This is a genomic window from Caulobacter sp. GW821-FHT10A06 (assembly GCF_059415805.1).
Genome location: NZ_JBWKNY010000002.1, coordinates 714734 through 733233, shown reverse-complemented (window position 1 = coordinate 733233; position 18500 = coordinate 714734). Strand labels below are relative to the sequence as shown.

The following is an 18500-nucleotide window of genomic DNA, read 5'->3' as shown; positions in this document are numbered from 1 at the left end:
CCGGACTGTCCAGTCCGAGGCCCCTTGTCTTGGGTTAGCCCTTGGCGGCCAGAGCCGCCTGAGCCGCCGCCAACCTGGCGATCGGCACCCGGTAAGGCGAGCACGATACGTAGTCGAGGCCGACCTTCTCGCAGAAGCTGATCGAAGCCGGGTCGCCGCCATGCTCGCCGCAGATGCCCAGCTTGACGTCCGGACGGGCCGCGCGGCCACGCTCGGCGGCGATGCGGATCAAATCACCGACGCCGTCCTGGTCCAGGCTGACGAAGGGGTCCTTTTCGAAGATGCCCTTGTCGATATAGGCGCCCAGGAACTTGCCGGCGTCGTCGCGGCTGATGCCGAACGTGGTCTGGGTCAGGTCGTTGGTGCCGAAGCTGAAGAACTCGGCATTGGCGGCCAGGTCGGCGGCGCGCAGGGCCGCGCGGGGCAGCTCGATCATGGTGCCGACGGTGTATTTCAGGTCGACGCCCTGCTCTTCCAGCACCGCCTTGGCGACGCGGTCGGTCAGGTCGCGCAGATACTTCATCTCCTCGCCCTTGGCGACCAGCGGGTGCATGATCTCAGGGACGGGAGCAGCCTTGCCCGACTTGGCGATCTCACAGGCGGCTTCCAGGATGGCCCGGACCTGCATCTCGTAGATCTCGGGATACGAGACGCCGAGGCGGCAGCCGCGGTGGCCCAGCATCGGGTTGGTCTCGTGCAGCTCCTTGGCGCGGCGCAGCAGCTTGGCGGCGTCCAGGCCGGTGGCCTGGGCCACGGCTTCGACGTCTTCCTCGGTGTGCGGCAGGAACTCGTGCAGCGGCGGATCCAGCAGGCGGATCGTGACCGGCAGGCCTTCCATGATCGTGAACAGCTCGACGAAGTCGGCCTTCTGGAACGGAGCGATCTTGGCCAGAGCGGTGCGGCGGCCCTTCTCGTCGTCAGCCAGGATCATCTCGCGCACGGCGGCGATCCGGGTGTCGTCGAAGAACATGTGCTCGGTGCGGCACAGGCCAATGCCTTCCGCGCCGAACTGGCGGGCGGTCTTGGCGTCCAGTGGCGTCTCGGCGTTGGCCCGCACCTTCAGGCGGCGGACCTGGTCGGCCCAGCCCATCAGGGTGGCGAAGTCGCCGGTCAGCTCGGGCTCGATCATCTTGGGCGAGCCCGCCAGGATCTCGCCGGTCGAACCGTCGATGGTGATGATCTCACCAGCCTTGAACTCACGCCCACGGACGCGGAACAGGCCTTCCTTGGCGAAGATCGAGACGTCGCCGGCGCCGGAGACGCAAGGACGGCCCATGCCGCGCGCCACGACGGCGGCGTGGCTGGTCATGCCGCCACGGGCCGTGATGATGCCGCGCGCGGCGTGCATGCCATGGATGTCTTCCGGCGAGGTCTCTTCGCGCACCAGGATGACGCTTTCGCCGGCGGCGTTGGCCTTCTCGGCCGCGTCGCTGTCGAAGACGATCTTGCCGGTCGCCGCGCCGGGCGAAGCGGGCAGGCCCGTGGTGATCACGTCGCGATGAGCGGTCGGATCGATGGTCGGGTGCAGCAGCTGGTCCAGCGAGGCCGGCTCGACGCGGCCGACGGCTTCTTCCTTGCTGATCACGCCCTCGGCCGCCATGTCGACCGCGGTCTTCAGCGCGGCCTTGGCGGTGCGCTTACCGTTGCGGGTCTGCAGCATGTAGAGCACGCCGCGCTCGACCGTGAACTCGATGTCCTGCATGTCGCGGTAGTGACGCTCCAGCGTCTCCACCACCGACTTGAACTGGGCGAACACCTCCGGCATCGCCTCTTCCATCGAGGGGGCGACGTCGCCCATCTCTTCGCGGGCGGCCTTGGTCAGGGACTGCGGCGTACGGATGCCCGCCACCACGTCCTCGCCCTGGGCATTGATCAGGAATTCGCCGTAAAGGCGGTTGTCGCCGTTCGACGGGTTGCGGGTGAAGGCCACGCCGGTCGCCGAGGTGTCGCCCATATTGCCGAACACCATCGACTGGATGTTCACGGCCGTGCCCCAGCTTTCGGGGATGTCGTGCATGCGGCGATAGAACTTGGCGCGGTCGTTCATCCAGCTGGCGAACACGGCGCCGACGGCGCCCCACAGCTGCTCCTGGGCGTCCTGCGGGAACGGCTTGCCCAGCTGGTCGCGGACGGCGTTCTTGTAGTCCTTGATTACATCGGCCCAGTCGTCCGCCGTCAGGCCGGTGTCGACATGGACGTCCAGGCGATCCTTGTGGTCGTCCAGGATCTCCTCGAACATGTGGTGCTCCAGATTGAGCACAACGTTCGAGTACATCTGGATGAAGCGGCGGTAGCTGTCATAGGCAAAGCGGCGGTCGCCCGACAGCTTGGCCAGGCCCTCGACGGTCTCGTCGTTCAGGCCCAGGTTCAGCACCGTGTCCATCATGCCCGGCATCGAGGCCCGGGCGCCCGAGCGCACCGAGACCAGCAGCGGGTTGGCCACGTCGCCGAACTGCTTGCCGGTGATTTCCTCGACCTTGGCCAGGCCGTCGGCGACCTGTTGCGCCAGCTCGGCCGGGTACTGCTTGCCATTCGAATAGTAGTGAACGCAGGCCTCGGTGGTGATCGTGAAGCCCGGCGGCACCGGCAGGCCCAGGGACGACATCTCCGCGAGATTGGCCCCCTTGCCTCCGAGCAGGTTCTTCATCGAGGCGTCACCGTCCGCGCCGCCTCCACCGAAAGCGTACACCCAACGGGCCTTGGTCAACGTCTCAACCGGCATTTGTTCTCACCCTGCGATAGTGAAGAAGGCCGCGCCTCTCTGTGGAGGTCGTCTCGCCCTGGAACAGCACTGCTATGTCGTGATCCCGCAGTGCAATATCCGGGCGTTTCAGTAGCACTTCGTCCAAGAACGCGTCCACTGGCGCTTCGCGTTCCAAGCGATAACAATAGAATTCGGCAAATAATTCCAATGACAACGTTGTCCGGTCGATAGGCCTGGCCAGATTTCGAACATCCGCGCCGCAAAGCCGCGACTTGGGCCGAAACCGGACGATTGGGGCGGGTTGTCTTCGCACCGCGAAACGCTTCCATATGTGCATGGATCCGCACATCGTCCGACTCGGCCAGGCTTCGCAGACGTCGCGGAACGACGCGGATGCGATCGCCGATCTGCACACCCGCAGCCGCCAGATCGCCTATCGCGGCCTCTATGGCGACGCCTTCCTGGACCACGAACTGTTCGAGGTCTCGCGAGCGACGTGGCGAGCGCGGTTCGACGATTTCGACCCGGCCAAGGACCTGATCCTGGCGGCGATGGACGGTGAGACGACGGTCGGTCTGGCCTATGCCTCGTTCCGGCTGAACCCGAAGGTCGGCTGCCTGCTCGACAACCTGCACGTCGCCCCCGAGCGCAAGGGCGGCGGCCTGGGCGGCGCCCTGCTGGCCGAGGCCGCGCGGTGGCTGATCGAAGACCATGGCGGCGCGGCGCTGCATCTGGAGGTCTATGCGCCGAACGAAGCAGCGCTGGGCTTCTATATCCGCAAGGGCGGCGTCGAGGCGGCGCGCTACCGCGAGGAAGTCCCGGGCGGTCGCGAGGTGGAGGTGGTGCGGTATCGGTGGGCGGATCCTGCGAAACTGAACGGTGGCAGTTGATACCCGATTTCGGGAACAATCTATGCGATTGCGTTGACTCCAAACACCTGAGAGGGGAATTAATAAAAGAACATCGGTATCCGAACGGGGGTGGATATGCCGAAGACATGGATCGGGCGAGCCGGTGGAGGCTCGCTCGAGGTTCGCATTTGGGTGGCCGGGGAGAACGCTCCACAAGCCACCTTCACGCTTGACCTCACCGGCGAAGCCGACTTCCGCCCCCCCTCCGAGACCACTGCCAGCAGCGCGACGTATGATCTGCCGGCAACTGATGCGAGTTGTCGAACGTCGGTCGCCTGTAGCGCCGGAGGCAAGGCCACCGTCTGGCACACCGTTTCTCAGGATGGCGATGTGCTTCGTTGCGTCTTGGACCCCGAAGAAGACCCCATCAATGGATCTGCGCCGCCTCATGACGACGTGGAACTCGGCGAAGTCGAGACCGGCGGTGGCGACATCTCCGATTTCGACATCATCTGCATATGAGCCGCTCGATGACCCGTCGCCTGATCCGCACGATCATTCTCACCTCGACGGCGCTGGCTCAGCTCGTCGGCCAAGCTTACGCCCAGGAGAAGGAAACGCCCAAGACCGCCAAGGACCAGAGCTATGTGCTCTTCGAGCGCAAGCCGGACACGTCGATCTTCTCGTTCGACTATGGACCGCCAACGTCACCGGCGCTCGACCTGCTGGGCCTGAGCGCCGACAAGACCGCGTCGTCGTCCAGTCTGACAGAGTTTGTCGTGACCCTTCCAAGCCTCTACGGCGACGAGGGCGACAAGACTGTCGCCGTGGACTTCGCCCCGGCTGCCTTCCTGCGGCCGAAATCCAAGCAGACCTATGACAATTACCTGACCAAGGGCTGGGCCTACCGCATGGGTTTCCGGACTCGGGTCAACCTTGCCGCCCTCAACGGCAAGGCTGACGCGGACGCCAGCAAGGCCGTGAGATCACGGGCCGCCTTCGGCTTCACTGCGTCGCTGCTCAATTCCTCGGACCCCATCGTCACGGGCCTGCGCGCCGACGGCACCACCACCCTATCTCGCTGCCTGGCTCCGTTTTCGGCCATCGCCTTGGGCATTCAGAGAGACAAGGGCGGCTGGAGCGCTGACGAGGAATTGCTGGCCCCGCGGATTCGGGCGATCAATAAGGCCCTTCTCACCCAGGACTTTAGCCAAGCGGATCAACTCCTTGGCCCTCTGGGTGGGGATGACCCGCCGGCCGCTGCCCCGGCCCGCCCCCCGACACCAGCTCAACCTCCGCCGCCAAGCGACCTGCAACTCGCGCAATCCATTCTGGACAATCCAGCTTCGTCCGCCGAGAGCCGATTGCTGGCGGGCATCGTGGTGCGCATGCTGAAGGACAAACCAGCCGCCGCAGCGCCCGCCGCGCCAGCGCCGCCACCGGCGGCCCAGACGCTGCAGGGCGATGAACTGAAGGAAGCCTTGAGGGCGAAGCGGGATGACCTGGAGGCGAAGCTTACCCTGCTGCGTCAGACAAAGGTCCAGCAACTAAACAAAGGGCTGGCTGACAGCGGCTTTACCGCCGGCGTTAAGCGTTGCGCCGAGTTCGCGAGCCGCGAAGCGCGCTTCTCGCCGGACCTGGACGTAGGGTTTGGCATGATCGCCCGCGGCGACCCCGGCAAGTTGGAAGGCCTGAAGGGGGATGGCCGCGTTCTATGGGCGGCTTACAAGTTTCCGATCGGCAGGCGCCAATACGACACCGAGGCGGACAATAACCTCAAGGACGCCCTGCCCAAGCTTCCCACCAGCGTGATGATGGTCGCCCTCTCCAGCCGCTTCAGCTGGGATGAGCGCGTGGCGACCGAAGACAAGGCCACGCCGGAGTTCCGCGCCGATACGAAGAATGTCTGGATCGGGCTGGAGCGCCTGGCGCCGACCTATCGCCTAGCCGCGCACTATGGTTGGGTGGACATCAAGGCCCGCGAGCCGATCGGCAAGCCTTTCGAGAACTCGGGTGAGCGCTATATGGTCACCAGTCAGTTCCGGGTCGGCAAGGAGAGCTCGCCCATCTGGCTGGGTCTGTCCTACGGCAACGGCTACGGTACGATCGCCAGCCGCAAGGACAACACCGCGCTGGTTACGCTCTACGTCACGCCGCCCAAACCGGACTTCACCCTGGATAAATAGACCGAGATAAGAAAACGGCGAGGGACCATCCGAGGTCCGCTCGCCGTTCGCCCCCGTGGAGGGCTCTCCGTCATTGGCTCGAGGCCGCCGTCCGGGCTCTCCACTGTCCCCACCGGTCCGACTCCCACAAGAAGCAGACCGGTCTTGTCTAAGGCCGAGGCGCGGATCGAACTGTGACGATCCGCACACCCGGTGAAATGATCGTTTCTCTAGAACGGAATCTCGTCGTCCAGGTCAGCCGAGAAGCTCTCGCGCGGGCCGCTGGGCTGGCTGCGCTGACCGCCGCCGCCACCGAAATTGCCGCCGCCGCCGCCGCCCGAATAGCCGCCGCCGTATTCGTCACCGCCGCCCGACGAGGCGCCGGCGCTGTCGCCACGGCCGCCCAGCATGGTCAGTTCGCCACGGAACTTCTGCAGCACGATCTCGGTCGAGTACTTCTCGGCGCCGGTGTTGTCGGTCCACTTGCGGGTCTGGATGGCGCCCTCGATGTAGACGGTCGAGCCCTTGCGCAGGTACTGCTCGGCCACCTTCACCAGGTTATCGTTGAAGATCACGACGCGGTGCCACTCGGTCTTTTCCTTGCGCTCGCCGCTGTTGCGGTCGCGCCAGGTTTCCGAGGTGGCGATACGGAGGTTAGCGACGCGGTCGCCCGAACCCAGGCTGCGGATCTCGGGATCAGCCCCCAGATTGCCCACCAGAATGACCTTGTTGACGCTGCCAGCCATCGCTCGCCCTTGCTCTCGCCCGGCGACCCTTGCGCCGGAATCTGAGGGCGGACGTTAACGAGCGCTTAAGCGGGATGCAAGTTTTGTTCCCGGAACGTTCTTGTGGACGAGCAAGAGGGCTGTGGACTGACGAACCGCCCCGCCCTGCTACGTCGTAGCGCTACTGGGCCGGTTCGCGGCGGATGGCGCCCGGCACGGCTAGGCGGCCGTCGCCCGTGCGGACCAGCGACATGAAGCGCGGGCCTTCATAGGTCTGGCCGACATAGATCCCTTCCTTCTCGAGGAAGATGAAGGACCCCTGATAGGCGCCGACCATGCTCTGGCTGTTGGACTGGCCCAGGCGGACGAAGCGCATGCGCGCGCCTTCCAGCTCGGCGGCGCACAACTCCATCTGGGCCACGTTGCGGGCCACGGGGTTGTAGCGCAGCGTGCCGTCCTTGTTGGTCGCCACCTGGAAGCAGACGCCCGTCTCGAACGGCGCCTTGGTCTGCTTCTCGCAGGCCGAGAGCCCGAGGGCGGAAACAGCCAGGACGGCGGCGACGGCGAGGACGGTCTTGCTCATGGATTACACTTATAAAACCAATCAGCCGTTCGGGATAGAGCAGTTCGGGCCCTGATCGAAGGCGGTGTGGAAGCTGCGGTTGTCCGACGAAATCTCGACGCGCCCCGGCACCAGACGGAGGGTTTCCTCGCCCCAGCGACCGTAGGTGGCGCCGCCCGAACGCTCGCAGCGGCCGCCGAACAGCTGCTGGGCGCAGGCGTTCAGGGTGATGTCGCCCGGCAGGCGTCGCCACTCATTGCCGGCATAGCGCCAGCAGGCGGCCAGAGGGGTGTTGTTGGAGGCGCTGGCGGGCGTCGAAGGCGTCGCGGGGTTCGACGGCGTGGTCGCGGCGGGCGCGGTCACGGTCGGGGTCGGCGGCAACGGGGTCAGCACGGTGCCGGCCTGGTCGGCCGCGGCCAGGGCCCCGGTCTCGTCGACGCCGACGTCCAGGGCGCCGGTGGCCACGCCGTTCTTCTTGGCGCACTCGGCCAGGGTGATCTCGCCGACGAAGCTGCCGCCCACGAAGCAGCGCAGCGGGCGCGCCGGGTCCAGCTTGGCGTCGTCGTCGCGGCCGGTCTCGACGATCAGGCCGGCGCGCGAGGCCGGCGGCTCCTCGGCGGGTTTCTTGTCGTGGCCCGACATCAGGGCCACGGCGATGCCCAGACCAGCCAGCAGCGCGAGCGTCGCGCCGCCGCCGATGATGATCCGTCGATCTTTCAGAAAGTCCATGGCCACTGGCTACGACGCGTCGATGACGCTTTCAAGCTCGGCGACCTCGGAAAAAGGGTTAGCCGCCGCCGGTCAGGCGGTTCAGGGCCGCCTGATAGTTCGAGATCTGGGCGGTCAGATAGGCCGGCACCGTGCCGCCGGACTTGCCCGCGCCCGTGCCGCTATCGCTCTTGACCCCCATCGCCGCGTCGGAGACCTCGCGATAGGCGGTGCGGATCGAGGACATGGCCCGCTGGATGACCGTATTGAGGTTCTTGCGGCCCGCCTCGGTCGTCAGGTCCAGTTCGGGCGGCAGCTGCAGGCCGTACATCGGGCCGCTGCCGTCGGCCGAGACGGTCTTGCCGTCGTCGGTCTTGGTGGCGCGCACGACGCCGCCAGCCAGGCCCAGCGAGGTCAGCACGTCGGTGCCGCCCTTGCCGGCCACGACCTCGATGGTCGAGGTGTTCGAGGCCGGGCTGATCTTGAGCACGCGGCTGTTGCCGCTGGACACGACCTCGACCTTGGCGCGGTAGCCCGAGGCCTTCTTGACCTTGTCGGCCAGGGTCTCGAGCGTGTCGTTGGCCTCGATCTTGATCGTGCTCAGGGTCCCGCGCTCGCGGGTGCGGATCTGGAAGGTGTCACCGGCCCGCGCCGCCGTCGCCGAGACGATGCGGTCGGACTGGCTGAAGTCCATCTTGCCGGCGGGCAGGCCGAACAGGTCCAGGCTGGAAGCGCCCGACACCGAGGCCGAGACCGAGGTTGGGGTCGCGTAGCCGTCCTTGCCGGTCAGGCGCTGGCTCCAGTCAACCGCGCCCGTGCTGACGTTCAGCTGGGCGACATAGCCGTCCTTGCTGCCGACCGTCGCCTGGCCGTCCAGATTGGCGCCGGCAGAGCCGACCACCCAGGCCGTGCCGTTCTTGACGTCGAAGCCGGTGACCGTGTCGTCGCCCGCCCCGCCATAGTAGGTCATGGCGTCGGAGCCGGTGTCGGACAGGTCCAGCGAGACTCGGCCGACGAAGGCGTCCAGGCCGCCTGAGGCCGAGTTCGCGCCGCCGATCGACATCGCGCCATTGGCCGTGGAGCCGCCGACATAGAGCTGGCCGCCGTCGATCTTCAGCCCGACCAAGTCGCCGCCCTTCAGCGTGCCCAGGTCGCGGGTGGCGCCGGCCGTGAGGGTGGCGGTCTTGGTGTAGGTGACCGGCACGCTTTGATAGGCGCCGTATTGGTCGAGCTTGGTGACGTTTTCGGTCACGACATTGGCCGACACGTCGAAGCTGCGCAGCTTGGCCGAGCCGTTCTCTTTCGAGCCGACGATGACCTGCGAACCGTTGACGACGATGTCCGAGACGCTGTCGTTCTCGGCCGTGCCGAACTTCTGGGTGAACAGCGCCTTGGGCTGGCCCTGGGCGTCCGTGGCGAAGGCCGACAGATAGGCGTCGTAGCCGCCGCTGGGATCCGTGCCGACCGCGCCTGGCAGATCCGACTTCGAACGACCGCCGACATAGAGAACGCCGTCCGACCCGAAGGCCAGGGCCGTGGCCTCATCCTCCTGCAGGCCGCCGCGGCGCACCGTCCACTGCTCGTCGCCCTTGGCGTCGTAGCGGGTGACGAAGCTGTCGGTGGTGGTCGATGAGTCGCCGTTGTTGATCGGGCCGTTGACGGCGCCGGCCAGGCGGCCGCTGACCGAGCCGGCCACGGCGACGCTGCCGTCGTCGGCGACGGCCAGCGACAGGCCGTTGGCCTCGTCGGTCGCGCCCAGGGTCCTGGCGTACAGCAGGTGTCCTGCGCTGTCGTACTTCAGCAGCGCGACGTCGCTCTCGCCCTTGATGACCTGGCCGTTGAGGTCGGTCTTGCCATCGACCGCCGTATCGACGTCGGCCAGCATGTAGATCGAACCGTCGGCCCCGGTCACCGACTTGCGGACGGTGTTGATCGTGCCCTGCAGGGTTTCCGTGAAGACCTTGCCGCCGGGCGCGCCGGCATTGGCGCCGCCATTGGTCCCCGCGGCGCTGTACTTGGTCAGAGTCGTTTCATAGACCCCGTCGTCGGTCAGCGCGTTCTTGTCCGGATCGGGATTGCCGGCCTTGGTCGTGACATAGACCGCCGGCGCCGTAGTCGGGGCGCTGAAGGTCAGTTGCTCGACGGAGTCGCCATTGACCTTCAGGGCGAAGTTGTCGCCGGTCGCCGGCAGGATCACGGGCTTGCCATTGACCTGGACGGTGCGTTCCTGGCCCGTCGTGCGCTGCACCGAGAAACTGGTGTTGAAACCAGCCGCCTTCAGCTTGTCGTTCATGTAGCTGACGACGTTGGACATGGTCCGGGGCTTGGAGCCCATTTCGGACAGATCCATGGTCACGTTGGTGGTGACGCCGAAGCTTTTCACGGCGACGCCGAACGACACATCGCCCTGGAACTTGGGCACCTCGTCGTCCACCTGGCCGCTGTAGAGGGTGTCGGTCGTATAGGAATAGGTCGCCTTGGGCACGCCCACGGTCGACTTGTCACTGGTCATCACCTGGCCTGTCGTCAGGCGCAGCTGATCCAGCGAAAGATTCTGCACATAGCTGCTGATCTCGCCCAGGCCCTTGGTCAGGGTCGACTGCAGCTTGGTCAGCTCGCCATCGGTGACGCCCTTCTCACCCGCGCGGGTCGACAGGGCCGACAGGGTGTTCAGGGCCTGATAGGTGGCGAACAGCTTCTTGTAGTCGGGGCTGACGCCCTTCAGCGCCGAGGTGTTGGCGCCCTCGTCGACCAGCTTGCGGCCGTTCAGCGCGGAGCGGACCAGTTCACTGGCCGGCGCGGCGTCGGACAGCCACGGCGCCTTGGGCACCACGGCCTTTGTGCCGGAGGAGCTCGTCGTCGGCGCAGACGCGGCAGCACCCGTCACGCCCGCGCGGGCCTGATAGTAGCTGAGCAGAATGTTCGAATCGAACGAGATCACGGCCAATCCTGTGCGGGACGCAAAATCCCCCGCTGGTACCTGTGCCAGAGGTTCGCTGACGACTCGTTAAGACCTTGGGTTAAGCCGCGATAAGGTTGGCGTCCGACAAGGCCCGGCGGGCGTCTTCGCGCAGCTCGCGCCACTCGTCGGCCAGGATGCCCAGCAGCACCACGTCGCGTGGCTGGCCGTCCTTCAGGACATGCCCACGCAGATAGCCTTCGCGACGGAAACCGGCGGCCGACTGGGCCTTCAGGGCCGCGTCGTTGTCGGCCATCACCTCGGCGAACACCTTGTGCAGGGAGAGCTCGCCAAAGGCCCGGTCCAGACCCAGCACCTGGGCGGCGCGACCAACGCCCCTGCCCCGCGCCTCGGCCGAGCCCAGGAACCAGTTCCAGCTGGCGCGGCGATGATGGCTGTTCAGGCCGGTCAGGGTGAGCAGGCCCATGGGCGCGCCGGCGCGCGTGATCATCCAGCCCCGCATGTCGGGATCGGCGCGCAGCGCCTGGAACCAGACGGCGTGCGCCTCCCGGCTGGGCAGGTCGGCGTCCGACATCCAGCGATCGACCTCGGGCTCGGAACGCCATTGAAAGAGAACCGCCTCGTCCTCGTCCCGCAAGTCTCGCAGCTCGATCATGCGCGTCGCCGAATCCCAAGCAAACCCTGCGGAAGCTTAGCCCGGCCACGCGCATCGACCTAGCGTTAGCCGCCCTTGAACAGCGACAGGATGATCTGCGGCGCGCCGTTGGCGATCGACAGGGCCTGGGCGCCAAGCTGTTGCTTGACCTGCAGGGCCTGCAAGCGGGCGCTTTCCTTGGCCAGGTCGGCATCGACTAGGTTGCCCACGCCGGTTTCCAGCACGTCGGTCAGGCGCGAGACGAAGCTGTTGTGGGCGTCGATCTGCTTGGACTGGGTGCCGATGTTGCCGACGGCCTGGTTGATCGCGCTCATCGTCGAATCGAGGCGCGTCAGGACCGAGGTGGCGTTGGCCGAGCTCAGGATGTTGTCGGTGGGGTCGAGGGTATTGATCCCGCCGCCCATCGTCAGGTTCTGCAGGCTCAGCGTAATGGCCTGGGCCGCGTCGGCGTCGGCCAGGAAGGTCATGTCGGCCGCCTGGCTGCCGTCCAACAGGTTGGCGCCGTCGAACACGGCGCTGCTGATCACCTGCTGCAGGTTCTTCAATAGACCCTGGAAGTCGGCGTTCAGCGACTGCAGTGAGGTCGAGGTCAGCGAGGTATCCTTGGCGGCCACCACCTTCTCGCGCATCAGCTTCAGAAGGTCGGAGACGGATTCGCCGGCGGCCAGGGCCACGTCGGCGATCGAGGTCGCGCGGTCCAGGCTCATCTTGACCGCGCCCAGCGCGCTCATGTCAGCGCGCTGTTCCTGGGCGATCGACCAGATGGCCGCGTTGTCCTTGGCGGTCGAGATCGACTCGCCCGTATTGATGCGGGTCTGCACCGACTGCATCTGATCGTTGGTGCGATTCAGGTTCTGCAGCGCGATCAGCGCGGGCTGGTTCGTGTTGACGCTCAGCGTCATGCGCGGCCTCCGACTGGCTTTTGCCGTTGGTTGCGACCGCGCGCGATTCGGCGAGCGATCTACTCGCCGCCCAAGTTGGGGTCAGAAGGTAAGATTATGGTTAACGCTTATAAACCATGTCTGTTTACCGGTGCGGCCCGCGGTCGCACCTCCCCTTCTCTCCCGATCTAGTTCGCCCTCAGGCCTGGCCGTCGAAGACGTCGCCCGACGCGTAGTGGACCTCGTCCCGCAGCTTCAGGATCTGCTCGCGCGGATACTGATTCAGCGTCTCGCCCGTACGACGATCGACCGTCTTGTAGATGTAGTCGCCCGAGTCATCGTCCTGTTCGATCACCAGACGCAGGTCGCCCGGCTGCGGACCATCATCGACGACCTTGGCCTTTTCAGCCTTCTCGGCCTCGTGGACCTGTTGCGGCGCGGCCGTCTGAGCTTGCCCCGAAACGACGTTCGCGCCCTCGGACGGGTCCGGGGCGTTGGCGGGAGAAACGGGAGCGATGAAGTCTCGGATGGCCGACAATGCGGCTTTTGGTTCCATTTTCTATTTGCCGACGTTTTGAGCCGGCCCCTCCTCTTTGGTTCTGGAAATACGCTTTTGACGAAAGCGGGACGAAAGTCGGAGGCGGGCCACCAGGACCCGCCTCCTCCCGTTCGTTAGCGGAACAGGCTCAGGATCGACGACGACGACTGGTTCGCGATCGACAGCGCCTGCACGCCGAGTTGTTGCTTGGTTTGCAGCGACTGCAGCTTGGCGCTTTCCTTGGCCAGGTCAGCGTCCACCAGGTTGCCAACGCCGGCGTCCAGGCTGTCTTGCAGCTTGCCGACGAAGGTCAGGTGGGTGTCCAGGCCCGTCGAAGACGTACCCAGCGTCGCCAGCTTGTTGGTGGCGGTGCCGATGGCCGTGTCGATGCTGGCGATCATCGCCTTGGCCGCGCTGGCCGTGGCGAAGGCCGGGGTCGTGGTCGCCAGGCCCAGACCAGCCAGGGTCAGGGACTGCGCCTTCACCGTGAAGCCCGAGCCGTCGGTGTTGGCCAGGAAGGTCAGGCTGTTGGTGCTGCCGTCAGCGATGCTGATGCCGTTGAACTTGGCGTTCGAGGCGGCCTTCGAGATCTGGTCGCGCAGCGAGACGAAGTCGGCGTTCAGGGCGTTGAACGAGGCGGTGTTCAGCGAGGTGTCGGAAGCGGCCAGGGCCTTTTCCTTCATCTTGCCGAGCAGGTCGGTGATCGTGTCACCGGCGGCGAGCGCCACGTCGATGGTGGATTGACCGCGTTGCAGCGAGTCCTTGACGGCGTTCAGCGACGAGGCCGTGGCCGACTGGTTCTTGGACATGGCCCAGATGGCGCCGTTGTCCTTAGCGCTACCGACCTTCTTGCCGGTGTTGATGCGCTGTTGGGTAACCTGAAGCTCGTTGTTGGTGGTGTTCAGGTTTTGCAGGGCGATCATGGCGCCCGCGTTCGTATTGATGCTGTTCAGCGGCATACGAGTAGATCCTTTTCAAGGTATCCGACGCCATTTTGGCTGCCGGGAGCGTTTTGCTCGAAAAGGTCTGTAGCAATTGCCGGGCCAATTCTGCCGAGCTGCGACAATCTCGCTAAATCACTGAAATTACTGCGTTATAGGCCCATTAACGACGAAGCCTCCCGGCAATTTTTGCCGGGAGGCTTTCGACATAGGCAATTGTTGCCGGGCACATAATGCGCACCCAGCAGGAAAGAGGCGCCGGGCGGCTTTTGACGGCCGCCCGGCGTATCGGGCTCACCCCTTGAACAGCGACAGGATCGACTGCGGCGTTTGGTTAGCGATCGAGAGAGCCTGCACACCCAGCTGTTGCTTGGTTTGCAGCGACTGCAGCTTCGCGCTTTCCTTGGCCAGGTCAGCGTCGACGAGGTTGCCCACGCCGGCGTCCAGGCTGTCCTGCAGCTTGCCCACGAAGGTCAGGTGAGTATCCAGACCGGTCGAGGCAGTGCCCAGGGAAGACAGTTTGTTCGTTGCCGTCTGCAACGCAGAGGTCAGGGTCGCGATCAGCGACTTGGCCTCAGCGGCGTTCGTGAAGGTCGTCGCAGCGGACGTCAGACCAAGGCCCGTCAGGCTCAAATCTTGGGCGGAGACCGTGAAGGTGCCGCCGTCCGAATTGGCCAGGAAGGCCAGCTGGGTGGTCGTGCCGTCAGCCAGGCTGACGCCGTTGAACTTCGAATTTTCCGCAGCCTTTTGGATCTGGTTGCGGAGCGAGACGAAGTCGGCGTTCAGGGCGTTGAACGAAGCGGTGTTCAGCGAAGTGTCGGAAGCGGCGAGAACCTTTTCCTTCATCTTCGAGATCAGATCGGTGATGGTGTCGCCGGCCGCGAGAGCAACGTCGATCGTCGACTGACCGCGAGAGAGCGAGTCTTTCACGGCATTCAACGAGCTCGAGCTCGCAGTCTGCATCTTGGCCATCGACCAGATCGCGCCGTTGTCCTTAGCGCTTCCGACCTTCTTGCCGGTGTTGATACGGCTCTGGGTGGTGGCGAGCTCCGTGTTGGTCGAGTTCAGGTTTTGGAGCGCGATCATCGCGCCCGGATTCGTGTTGATCGAATTCAGCATTTGATACCTACCGTTTTGGTGGGATTTGTCCGGCGTATTGCCGGGCGGGCGTTTTGCCCGCGTGAACCATCGCAAGCGGCGGGCCAACCGAACCGCGTTCGGCGCCATCGCGTAAAATACTGATTTTATTGGAATTATTGAATCAGCCAGGGCCAAAACGAAACCGCCCGGCGAATGCAACATTCGCCGGGCGGCAGGTTTTTCCGGAGCTGGTAGGCAAGACGTTCAGTCTTGCGAAAACCGAAGAATCAGGCGGCGTCGGCGCGCCCCGACAGGCCCTGCATGATCATGCGGTTGATCTCGATCAGCGGCTCGAACTCTTCCTCCTTGCGCATCACGGCGCTGGAGTGACGGCCAACCCACAGGCTGAGCGAAATGATGCTGGCGCGCAGCTGCATCGGCAGCTGGTTCTCGGGCAAGGCGCAGTCGGTCGCCAAGGCCGACCAGACCTTGCGATTCCAATCCAATGCGTCGATCCGCGTGGCGAAGTCGTCCGTCGGGGCTTGCGACGCGTCCATGAGGGCGCGCGTCACCTGCCCGAACAGGCGGTACTCCATTTCACGGGGATTCTCAGCCCGCGTCGCCGCCTGCTGATACGCCCGAAGAGACATGCCCCAACCTCTCGTCTTCGTATTCAATCAACTTACGGCTCAACATCAGAGCCTTGTAGTACTCACGCGCCATCACGTGCTTCGAAATGGCGATGCAGTCCTGAAGGACCGTAGGATTACGCACAACACCCATAAAATCGTTAAGGCGAGTGGCGAATTCCTCATAAAACTTCTCGGCGTTCCCCTCCTCCAGGTACATCATCATCACCGGGAAATAGATCCGACGCGCGGGCGTCGTGACCTGATCCGGCTGTAAGATGTCCTTCTCGCGAAGGACGGAGGCCTTGTTCTGGAGAACCAGAACCCCGCGCCGATCCCCGTTCTGGACCACGGCGCCGTTGAGAACGAATTTTTCGCCGGGCTTCAGCGACAGCTTCAAAGGCACTAAGGCCGCTCCTTTGTTGACGCCGCTTCGCCCGGATCCGCCGATGTCGACGGGTTCGAGCGGAAAGCTAGCCGCGCACGTGTTAACGCTGTCTTGCCGCCCCATGATCGCCCTTGCGACCGTGAGACGCAGCTTAGGACTCGATTAAGCATAGCGCCTCAAAACATGGTTAACACCAAGCGTAAGGTTTCAACGATGTCCCGCAAACGCGCTCTCGAAATGTCCGCCAGCGGCCTCGCCCAGGCCGAGGCGGTCGGCGCCGGGCCGATTTACGCGGGGCAGATGAGCACCGCCATGGGCGATTCGGCGTCCAGCGACGCCCTGGAGCGCCTCAAGCGCGCCACCCAGGACGTCAAGAACGCCGAGAACAGCAAGCTTCTGAACCGCGCCATCCAGGCAGTGCACAAGCAGGAGTTCGACAAGGCCGACAAGCTGGCCCTGAAGCTGCTGGATGCCGACAACCGGCTGGGACTGGCCTGGCACGTCCTGGCCATCGCGCGTGAAAAGAAGGGCGACTACGCCTCTTCCCTGCGCGCGTACGAAGCGGCGCTGGCCTTGCTAACCGACCACGGCTCGGTCGCCGGAGACCTGGGCCGCCTGGCCCTGCGAATCGGCATGCCCGAACTTGCGGTCGGCTTCTTCGCCCACTTCCGCCTGTCCCGCCCAAACGACCTTGAGGCCGCCAACAACCTGGCTTCGGCGCTGCGCGAGCTGAATCGCGAGAGCGAGGCGATCGAGGTGCTGAAAGACGCGATCGCCACGCATCCCGAGAGCCCCGCGCTCTGGAACACCCTGGGCACGGTGCTGTGCAACACGGGCGACGCCACCGGCTCGATCGTGTTCTTCGACGAAGCGCTGCGCATGGAGCCCACGTACAGCAAGGCCTTGCACAACCGCGCCTTCGCCAAATCGGACATGGGCGACGTCGAGGGCGCTCTGGCCGACTGCGAAGAGGCGATGAAGCGCCCCAGCACGCCGCACGATCACGCGATCATGGAGTTCGCCTATTCCACCCTGCTGCTGGCCTTGGGTCGCATGGACGAAGGCTGGAAGGCCTATGAGGCCCGCTTCTCGCGCGAACTGACCGACGCGCCGCAGTTCTATGTCGCCGGGACGCGCTGGTCCGGCCAGGACCTGACGGGCAAGCACCTGCTGCTCAGCGCCGAGCAAGGCCTGGGCGACGAGGTCATGCTGGCCAACCTGCTGGCCGACACCCGGGCGCTGCTGGGCCCTGAGGGCAAACTGACCCTAGCGGTCGAGCCCCGCCTGATCCCGCTGTTCCAGCGCTCGTATTCCGACATCGAAGTCACCCGGCACAGGACAGTGTCCTACGAAGGCCGCATCTGGCGCACCTTCCCGGAAATCACCGACTACAGCCAGTTCGACTACTGGGCCGCGATGGGCGACTTCCTGCCCAGCCTGCGCCCCACGGTCGACGCCTTCCCGGATCGCCGCGCCTTCCTGACCCCCGATCCCGAGCGCGTCGCCCACTGGAAGGCCGAGCTTGAGAAACTGGGCTCGGCGCCCAAGGTCGGCATGCTGTGGAAGAGCGCCAACCTCACCTCGGAGCGCGCCCGTCAATTCTCGGCGTTCGAAAAATGGGAGCCGGTGCTGAAGACGCCGGGCGTCACCTTCGTCAATCTGCAGTACGGCGACTGCGAGGCGGAGATCGCCTTCGCCAAGGAAGCCTTCGGCATCGAGATCTGGCAGCCGCCGGGCATCGACCTGAAGAAGGACCTGGACGACGTCACGGCCCTGTGCGCCGCGGTCGACCTCGTGGTCGGCTATTCGAACGCCACCATGAACCTGGCCGGCGCGGTCGGGACGCCCAGCTTCATGCTGACCGGCGCGGCCTCGTGGACGCGCCTGGGCACCGACTATTACCCCTGGTATCCGAGCGTGCGCTGCTTCGTCACGCAACAGTACGGCCACTGGGAAGAGGCCATGGCGAACATGGCTGAAGCCCTGGGCGAGTTCGTCGCCAGATAGTTGCGGTCGGCCGCGGCTTTGTTGCCGCTCCGACACGGATCGTCCGCATTTCCGCGCCGATTCACGGCGTAGCTGCACGTCCTGACCCGGCGGCTATGTGTGCGCCCGCCGGAACGGGACGACGGCGATGCCTAAGACGGAAGTGCGGTTGCGCGACGTGCGCGAGGACGACCGCGAGCGGCTGCTGGCCTGGCGCAACAGCGCCGAGGTCGCGGCCTACATGTATTCCGACCACAAGATCGGTCCCGACAAGCACGATCATTGGTTCGACGTCGTGCGCCACGATGCGCGCCGCCGCTACTGGATCATCGAGGCGAACGGCGAGCCTGTCGGCCTGGCCAACCTGGCCGACATCGACATGACCCACCGCCGCTGCGCCTGGGCCTACTACCTGGCCAGCCCGAGCGTGCGGGGCCTGGGCGTCGGTTCGTTCGTCGAGTTCGCGGTGATCGAGCACGTGTTCAGCGAACTCGCCTTGAACAAGCTGTGGTGCGAGGTGCTGATCTCCAATGAGGGGGTCTGGCGTCTGCACGAGCTGTACGGTTTCCAGCGCGAGGCCCTGTTTCGCGAGCACGTGATGAAGAACGGCCACGAGGTCGACGTCGTGGGCCTGGGCCTCCTGGCCTCCGACTGGGCCACGCGCCGCGAGGCCATGGCCCAACGCCTGCGCGACAAGGGTTTCGATATTCAGGCGACCCCATCCCGGGCAGCCTGAGCCCGCCCTTCCCCATCGTCAGACTTGCCAA

The 18500-nt window shown here is 65.2% G+C and carries 17 protein-coding genes; 5 read left to right on the top strand and 12 right to left on the bottom strand.

Going from position 1 to position 18500, the window contains the following annotated elements; all coding sequences use genetic code 11:
• Window positions 1-34 precede the first annotated feature (34 nt).
• A complete protein-coding gene (gene ppdK / locus AC07NF_RS07105) occupies window positions 35-2722 on the bottom strand; it encodes a pyruvate, phosphate dikinase (protein ID WP_494627796.1) in 2688 nt (895 codons plus the stop codon).
• A 317-nt stretch (window positions 2723-3039) separates the two neighbouring features.
• Between ppdK and AC07NF_RS07100 the strand changes: the two genes are divergently transcribed.
• The 3 genes from AC07NF_RS07100 (at window position 3040) to AC07NF_RS07090 (ending at window position 5741) form a co-directional block, all read left to right on the top strand.
• On the top strand, window positions 3040-3594 hold the full coding sequence (locus AC07NF_RS07100; protein ID WP_494627798.1) for a GNAT family N-acetyltransferase: 555 nt from the start codon (window positions 3040-3042) through the stop codon (window positions 3592-3594).
• 96 nt (window positions 3595-3690) lie between these two features.
• Window positions 3691-4077, top strand: coding sequence for a hypothetical protein (locus tag AC07NF_RS07095; RefSeq protein WP_494627800.1), 387 nt, complete (start codon window positions 3691-3693; stop codon window positions 4075-4077).
• 8 nt (window positions 4078-4085) lie between these two features.
• Window positions 4086-5741, top strand: a complete 1656-nt coding sequence (locus AC07NF_RS07090) for a hypothetical protein (RefSeq protein WP_494627802.1) — start codon at window positions 4086-4088, stop codon at window positions 5739-5741.
• A gap of 209 nt (window positions 5742-5950) precedes the next feature.
• Here AC07NF_RS07090 and ssb read toward each other — a convergent pair whose 3' ends face one another.
• The 11 genes from ssb to flbT all read right to left on the bottom strand — a co-directional run bounded on the left by ssb (window position 5951) and on the right by flbT (window position 15765).
• Window positions 5951-6466: a single-stranded DNA-binding protein gene (gene ssb, locus AC07NF_RS07085; protein WP_494627804.1), complete on the bottom strand. Its 516-nt coding sequence runs from the start codon at window positions 6464-6466 to the stop codon at window positions 5951-5953.
• A 160-nt stretch (window positions 6467-6626) separates the two neighbouring features.
• Window positions 6627-7028: a hypothetical protein gene (locus AC07NF_RS07080; protein ID WP_494627806.1), complete on the bottom strand. Its 402-nt coding sequence runs from the start codon at window positions 7026-7028 to the stop codon at window positions 6627-6629.
• Between the two features lie 21 nt (window positions 7029-7049).
• Window positions 7050-7736, bottom strand: coding sequence for a hypothetical protein (locus AC07NF_RS07075; protein ID WP_494627808.1), 687 nt, complete (start codon window positions 7734-7736; stop codon window positions 7050-7052).
• 58 nt (window positions 7737-7794) lie between these two features.
• A complete protein-coding gene (locus AC07NF_RS07070) occupies window positions 7795-10656 on the bottom strand; it encodes a hypothetical protein (protein ID WP_494627810.1) in 2862 nt (953 codons plus the stop codon).
• A 79-nt stretch (window positions 10657-10735) separates the two neighbouring features.
• Window positions 10736-11290 carry a UDP-4-amino-4,6-dideoxy-N-acetyl-beta-L-altrosamine N-acetyltransferase gene (pseH, locus tag AC07NF_RS07065; protein ID WP_494627812.1) on the bottom strand — a complete coding sequence of 185 codons (555 nt, stop codon included), beginning with the start codon at window positions 11288-11290 and terminating at the stop codon, window positions 10736-10738.
• 65 nt (window positions 11291-11355) lie between these two features.
• Window positions 11356-12192, bottom strand: coding sequence for a flagellin (locus AC07NF_RS07060; protein WP_492810600.1), 837 nt, complete (start codon window positions 12190-12192; stop codon window positions 11356-11358).
• 178 nt (window positions 12193-12370) lie between these two features.
• Window positions 12371-12709 (bottom strand): flagellar protein FlaG, encoded by a 339-nt coding sequence (locus AC07NF_RS07055; protein ID WP_492810598.1) that lies wholly within the window; start codon window positions 12707-12709, stop codon window positions 12371-12373.
• A 134-nt stretch (window positions 12710-12843) separates the two neighbouring features.
• Entirely contained in the window at window positions 12844-13668 is an 825-nt protein-coding gene (locus AC07NF_RS07050) for a flagellin (RefSeq protein ID WP_492810597.1), read from the bottom strand.
• Window positions 13669-13944: 276 nt separating this feature from the next.
• Window positions 13945-14769 carry a flagellin gene (locus AC07NF_RS07045; RefSeq protein WP_492811749.1) on the bottom strand — a complete coding sequence of 275 codons (825 nt, stop codon included), beginning with the start codon at window positions 14767-14769 and terminating at the stop codon, window positions 13945-13947.
• A 248-nt stretch (window positions 14770-15017) separates the two neighbouring features.
• Window positions 15018-15380, bottom strand: a complete 363-nt coding sequence (flaF, locus tag AC07NF_RS07040; RefSeq protein ID WP_295106582.1) for a flagellar biosynthesis regulator FlaF — start codon at window positions 15378-15380, stop codon at window positions 15018-15020.
• The gene (gene flbT, locus AC07NF_RS07035; protein WP_492811747.1) at window positions 15340-15765 is read right to left on the bottom strand and encodes a flagellar biosynthesis repressor FlbT; all 426 of its coding nucleotides are present in this window, start codon (window positions 15763-15765) and stop codon (window positions 15340-15342) included. The genes flaF and flbT overlap by 41 nt, the downstream gene beginning before the upstream one ends.
• A gap of 195 nt (window positions 15766-15960) precedes the next feature.
• On the opposite strand from flbT, the gene AC07NF_RS07030 reads away from it, so the two are divergent.
• Window positions 15961-17754: a tetratricopeptide repeat protein gene (locus AC07NF_RS07030; protein ID WP_494627816.1), complete on the top strand. Its 1794-nt coding sequence runs from the start codon at window positions 15961-15963 to the stop codon at window positions 17752-17754.
• A 127-nt stretch (window positions 17755-17881) separates the two neighbouring features.
• The gene (gene pseH, locus AC07NF_RS07025; RefSeq protein WP_494627818.1) at window positions 17882-18469 is read left to right on the top strand and encodes a UDP-4-amino-4,6-dideoxy-N-acetyl-beta-L-altrosamine N-acetyltransferase; all 588 of its coding nucleotides are present in this window, start codon (window positions 17882-17884) and stop codon (window positions 18467-18469) included.
• Window positions 18470-18500: the final 31 nt, after the last annotated feature.

What these genes read in the sequence shown, in the direction of transcription:
- flaF (WP_295106582.1), bottom strand. Translation starts at nt 15,380, where the DNA reads ATGTCTCTTCGGGCGTATCAGCAGGCGGCGACGCGGGCTGAGAATCCC.
- AC07NF_RS07095 (WP_494627800.1), top strand. Translation starts at nt 3,691, where the DNA reads ATGCCGAAGACATGGATCGGGCGAGCCGGTGGAGGCTCGCTCGAGGTT.
- AC07NF_RS07045 (WP_492811749.1), bottom strand. Translation starts at nt 14,769, where the DNA reads ATGCTGAATTCGATCAACACGAATCCGGGCGCGATGATCGCGCTCCAA.
- pseH (WP_494627818.1), top strand. Translation starts at nt 17,882, where the DNA reads ATGCCTAAGACGGAAGTGCGGTTGCGCGACGTGCGCGAGGACGACCGC.
- AC07NF_RS07050 (WP_492810597.1), bottom strand. Translation starts at nt 13,668, where the DNA reads ATGCCGCTGAACAGCATCAATACGAACGCGGGCGCCATGATCGCCCTG.
- AC07NF_RS07090 (WP_494627802.1), top strand. Translation starts at nt 4,086, where the DNA reads ATGACCCGTCGCCTGATCCGCACGATCATTCTCACCTCGACGGCGCTG.
- AC07NF_RS07060 (WP_492810600.1), bottom strand. Translation starts at nt 12,192, where the DNA reads ATGACGCTGAGCGTCAACACGAACCAGCCCGCGCTGATCGCGCTGCAG.
- ppdK (WP_494627796.1), bottom strand. Translation starts at nt 2,722, where the DNA reads ATGCCGGTTGAGACGTTGACCAAGGCCCGTTGGGTGTACGCTTTCGGT.
- ssb (WP_494627804.1), bottom strand. Translation starts at nt 6,466, where the DNA reads ATGGCTGGCAGCGTCAACAAGGTCATTCTGGTGGGCAATCTGGGGGCT.
- AC07NF_RS07075 (WP_494627808.1), bottom strand. Translation starts at nt 7,736, where the DNA reads ATGGACTTTCTGAAAGATCGACGGATCATCATCGGCGGCGGCGCGACG.
- AC07NF_RS07080 (WP_494627806.1), bottom strand. Translation starts at nt 7,028, where the DNA reads ATGAGCAAGACCGTCCTCGCCGTCGCCGCCGTCCTGGCTGTTTCCGCC.
- pseH (WP_494627812.1), bottom strand. Translation starts at nt 11,290, where the DNA reads ATGATCGAGCTGCGAGACTTGCGGGACGAGGACGAGGCGGTTCTCTTT.
- AC07NF_RS07100 (WP_494627798.1), top strand. Translation starts at nt 3,040, where the DNA reads ATGGATCCGCACATCGTCCGACTCGGCCAGGCTTCGCAGACGTCGCGG.
- AC07NF_RS07030 (WP_494627816.1), top strand. Translation starts at nt 15,961, where the DNA reads ATGTCCCGCAAACGCGCTCTCGAAATGTCCGCCAGCGGCCTCGCCCAG.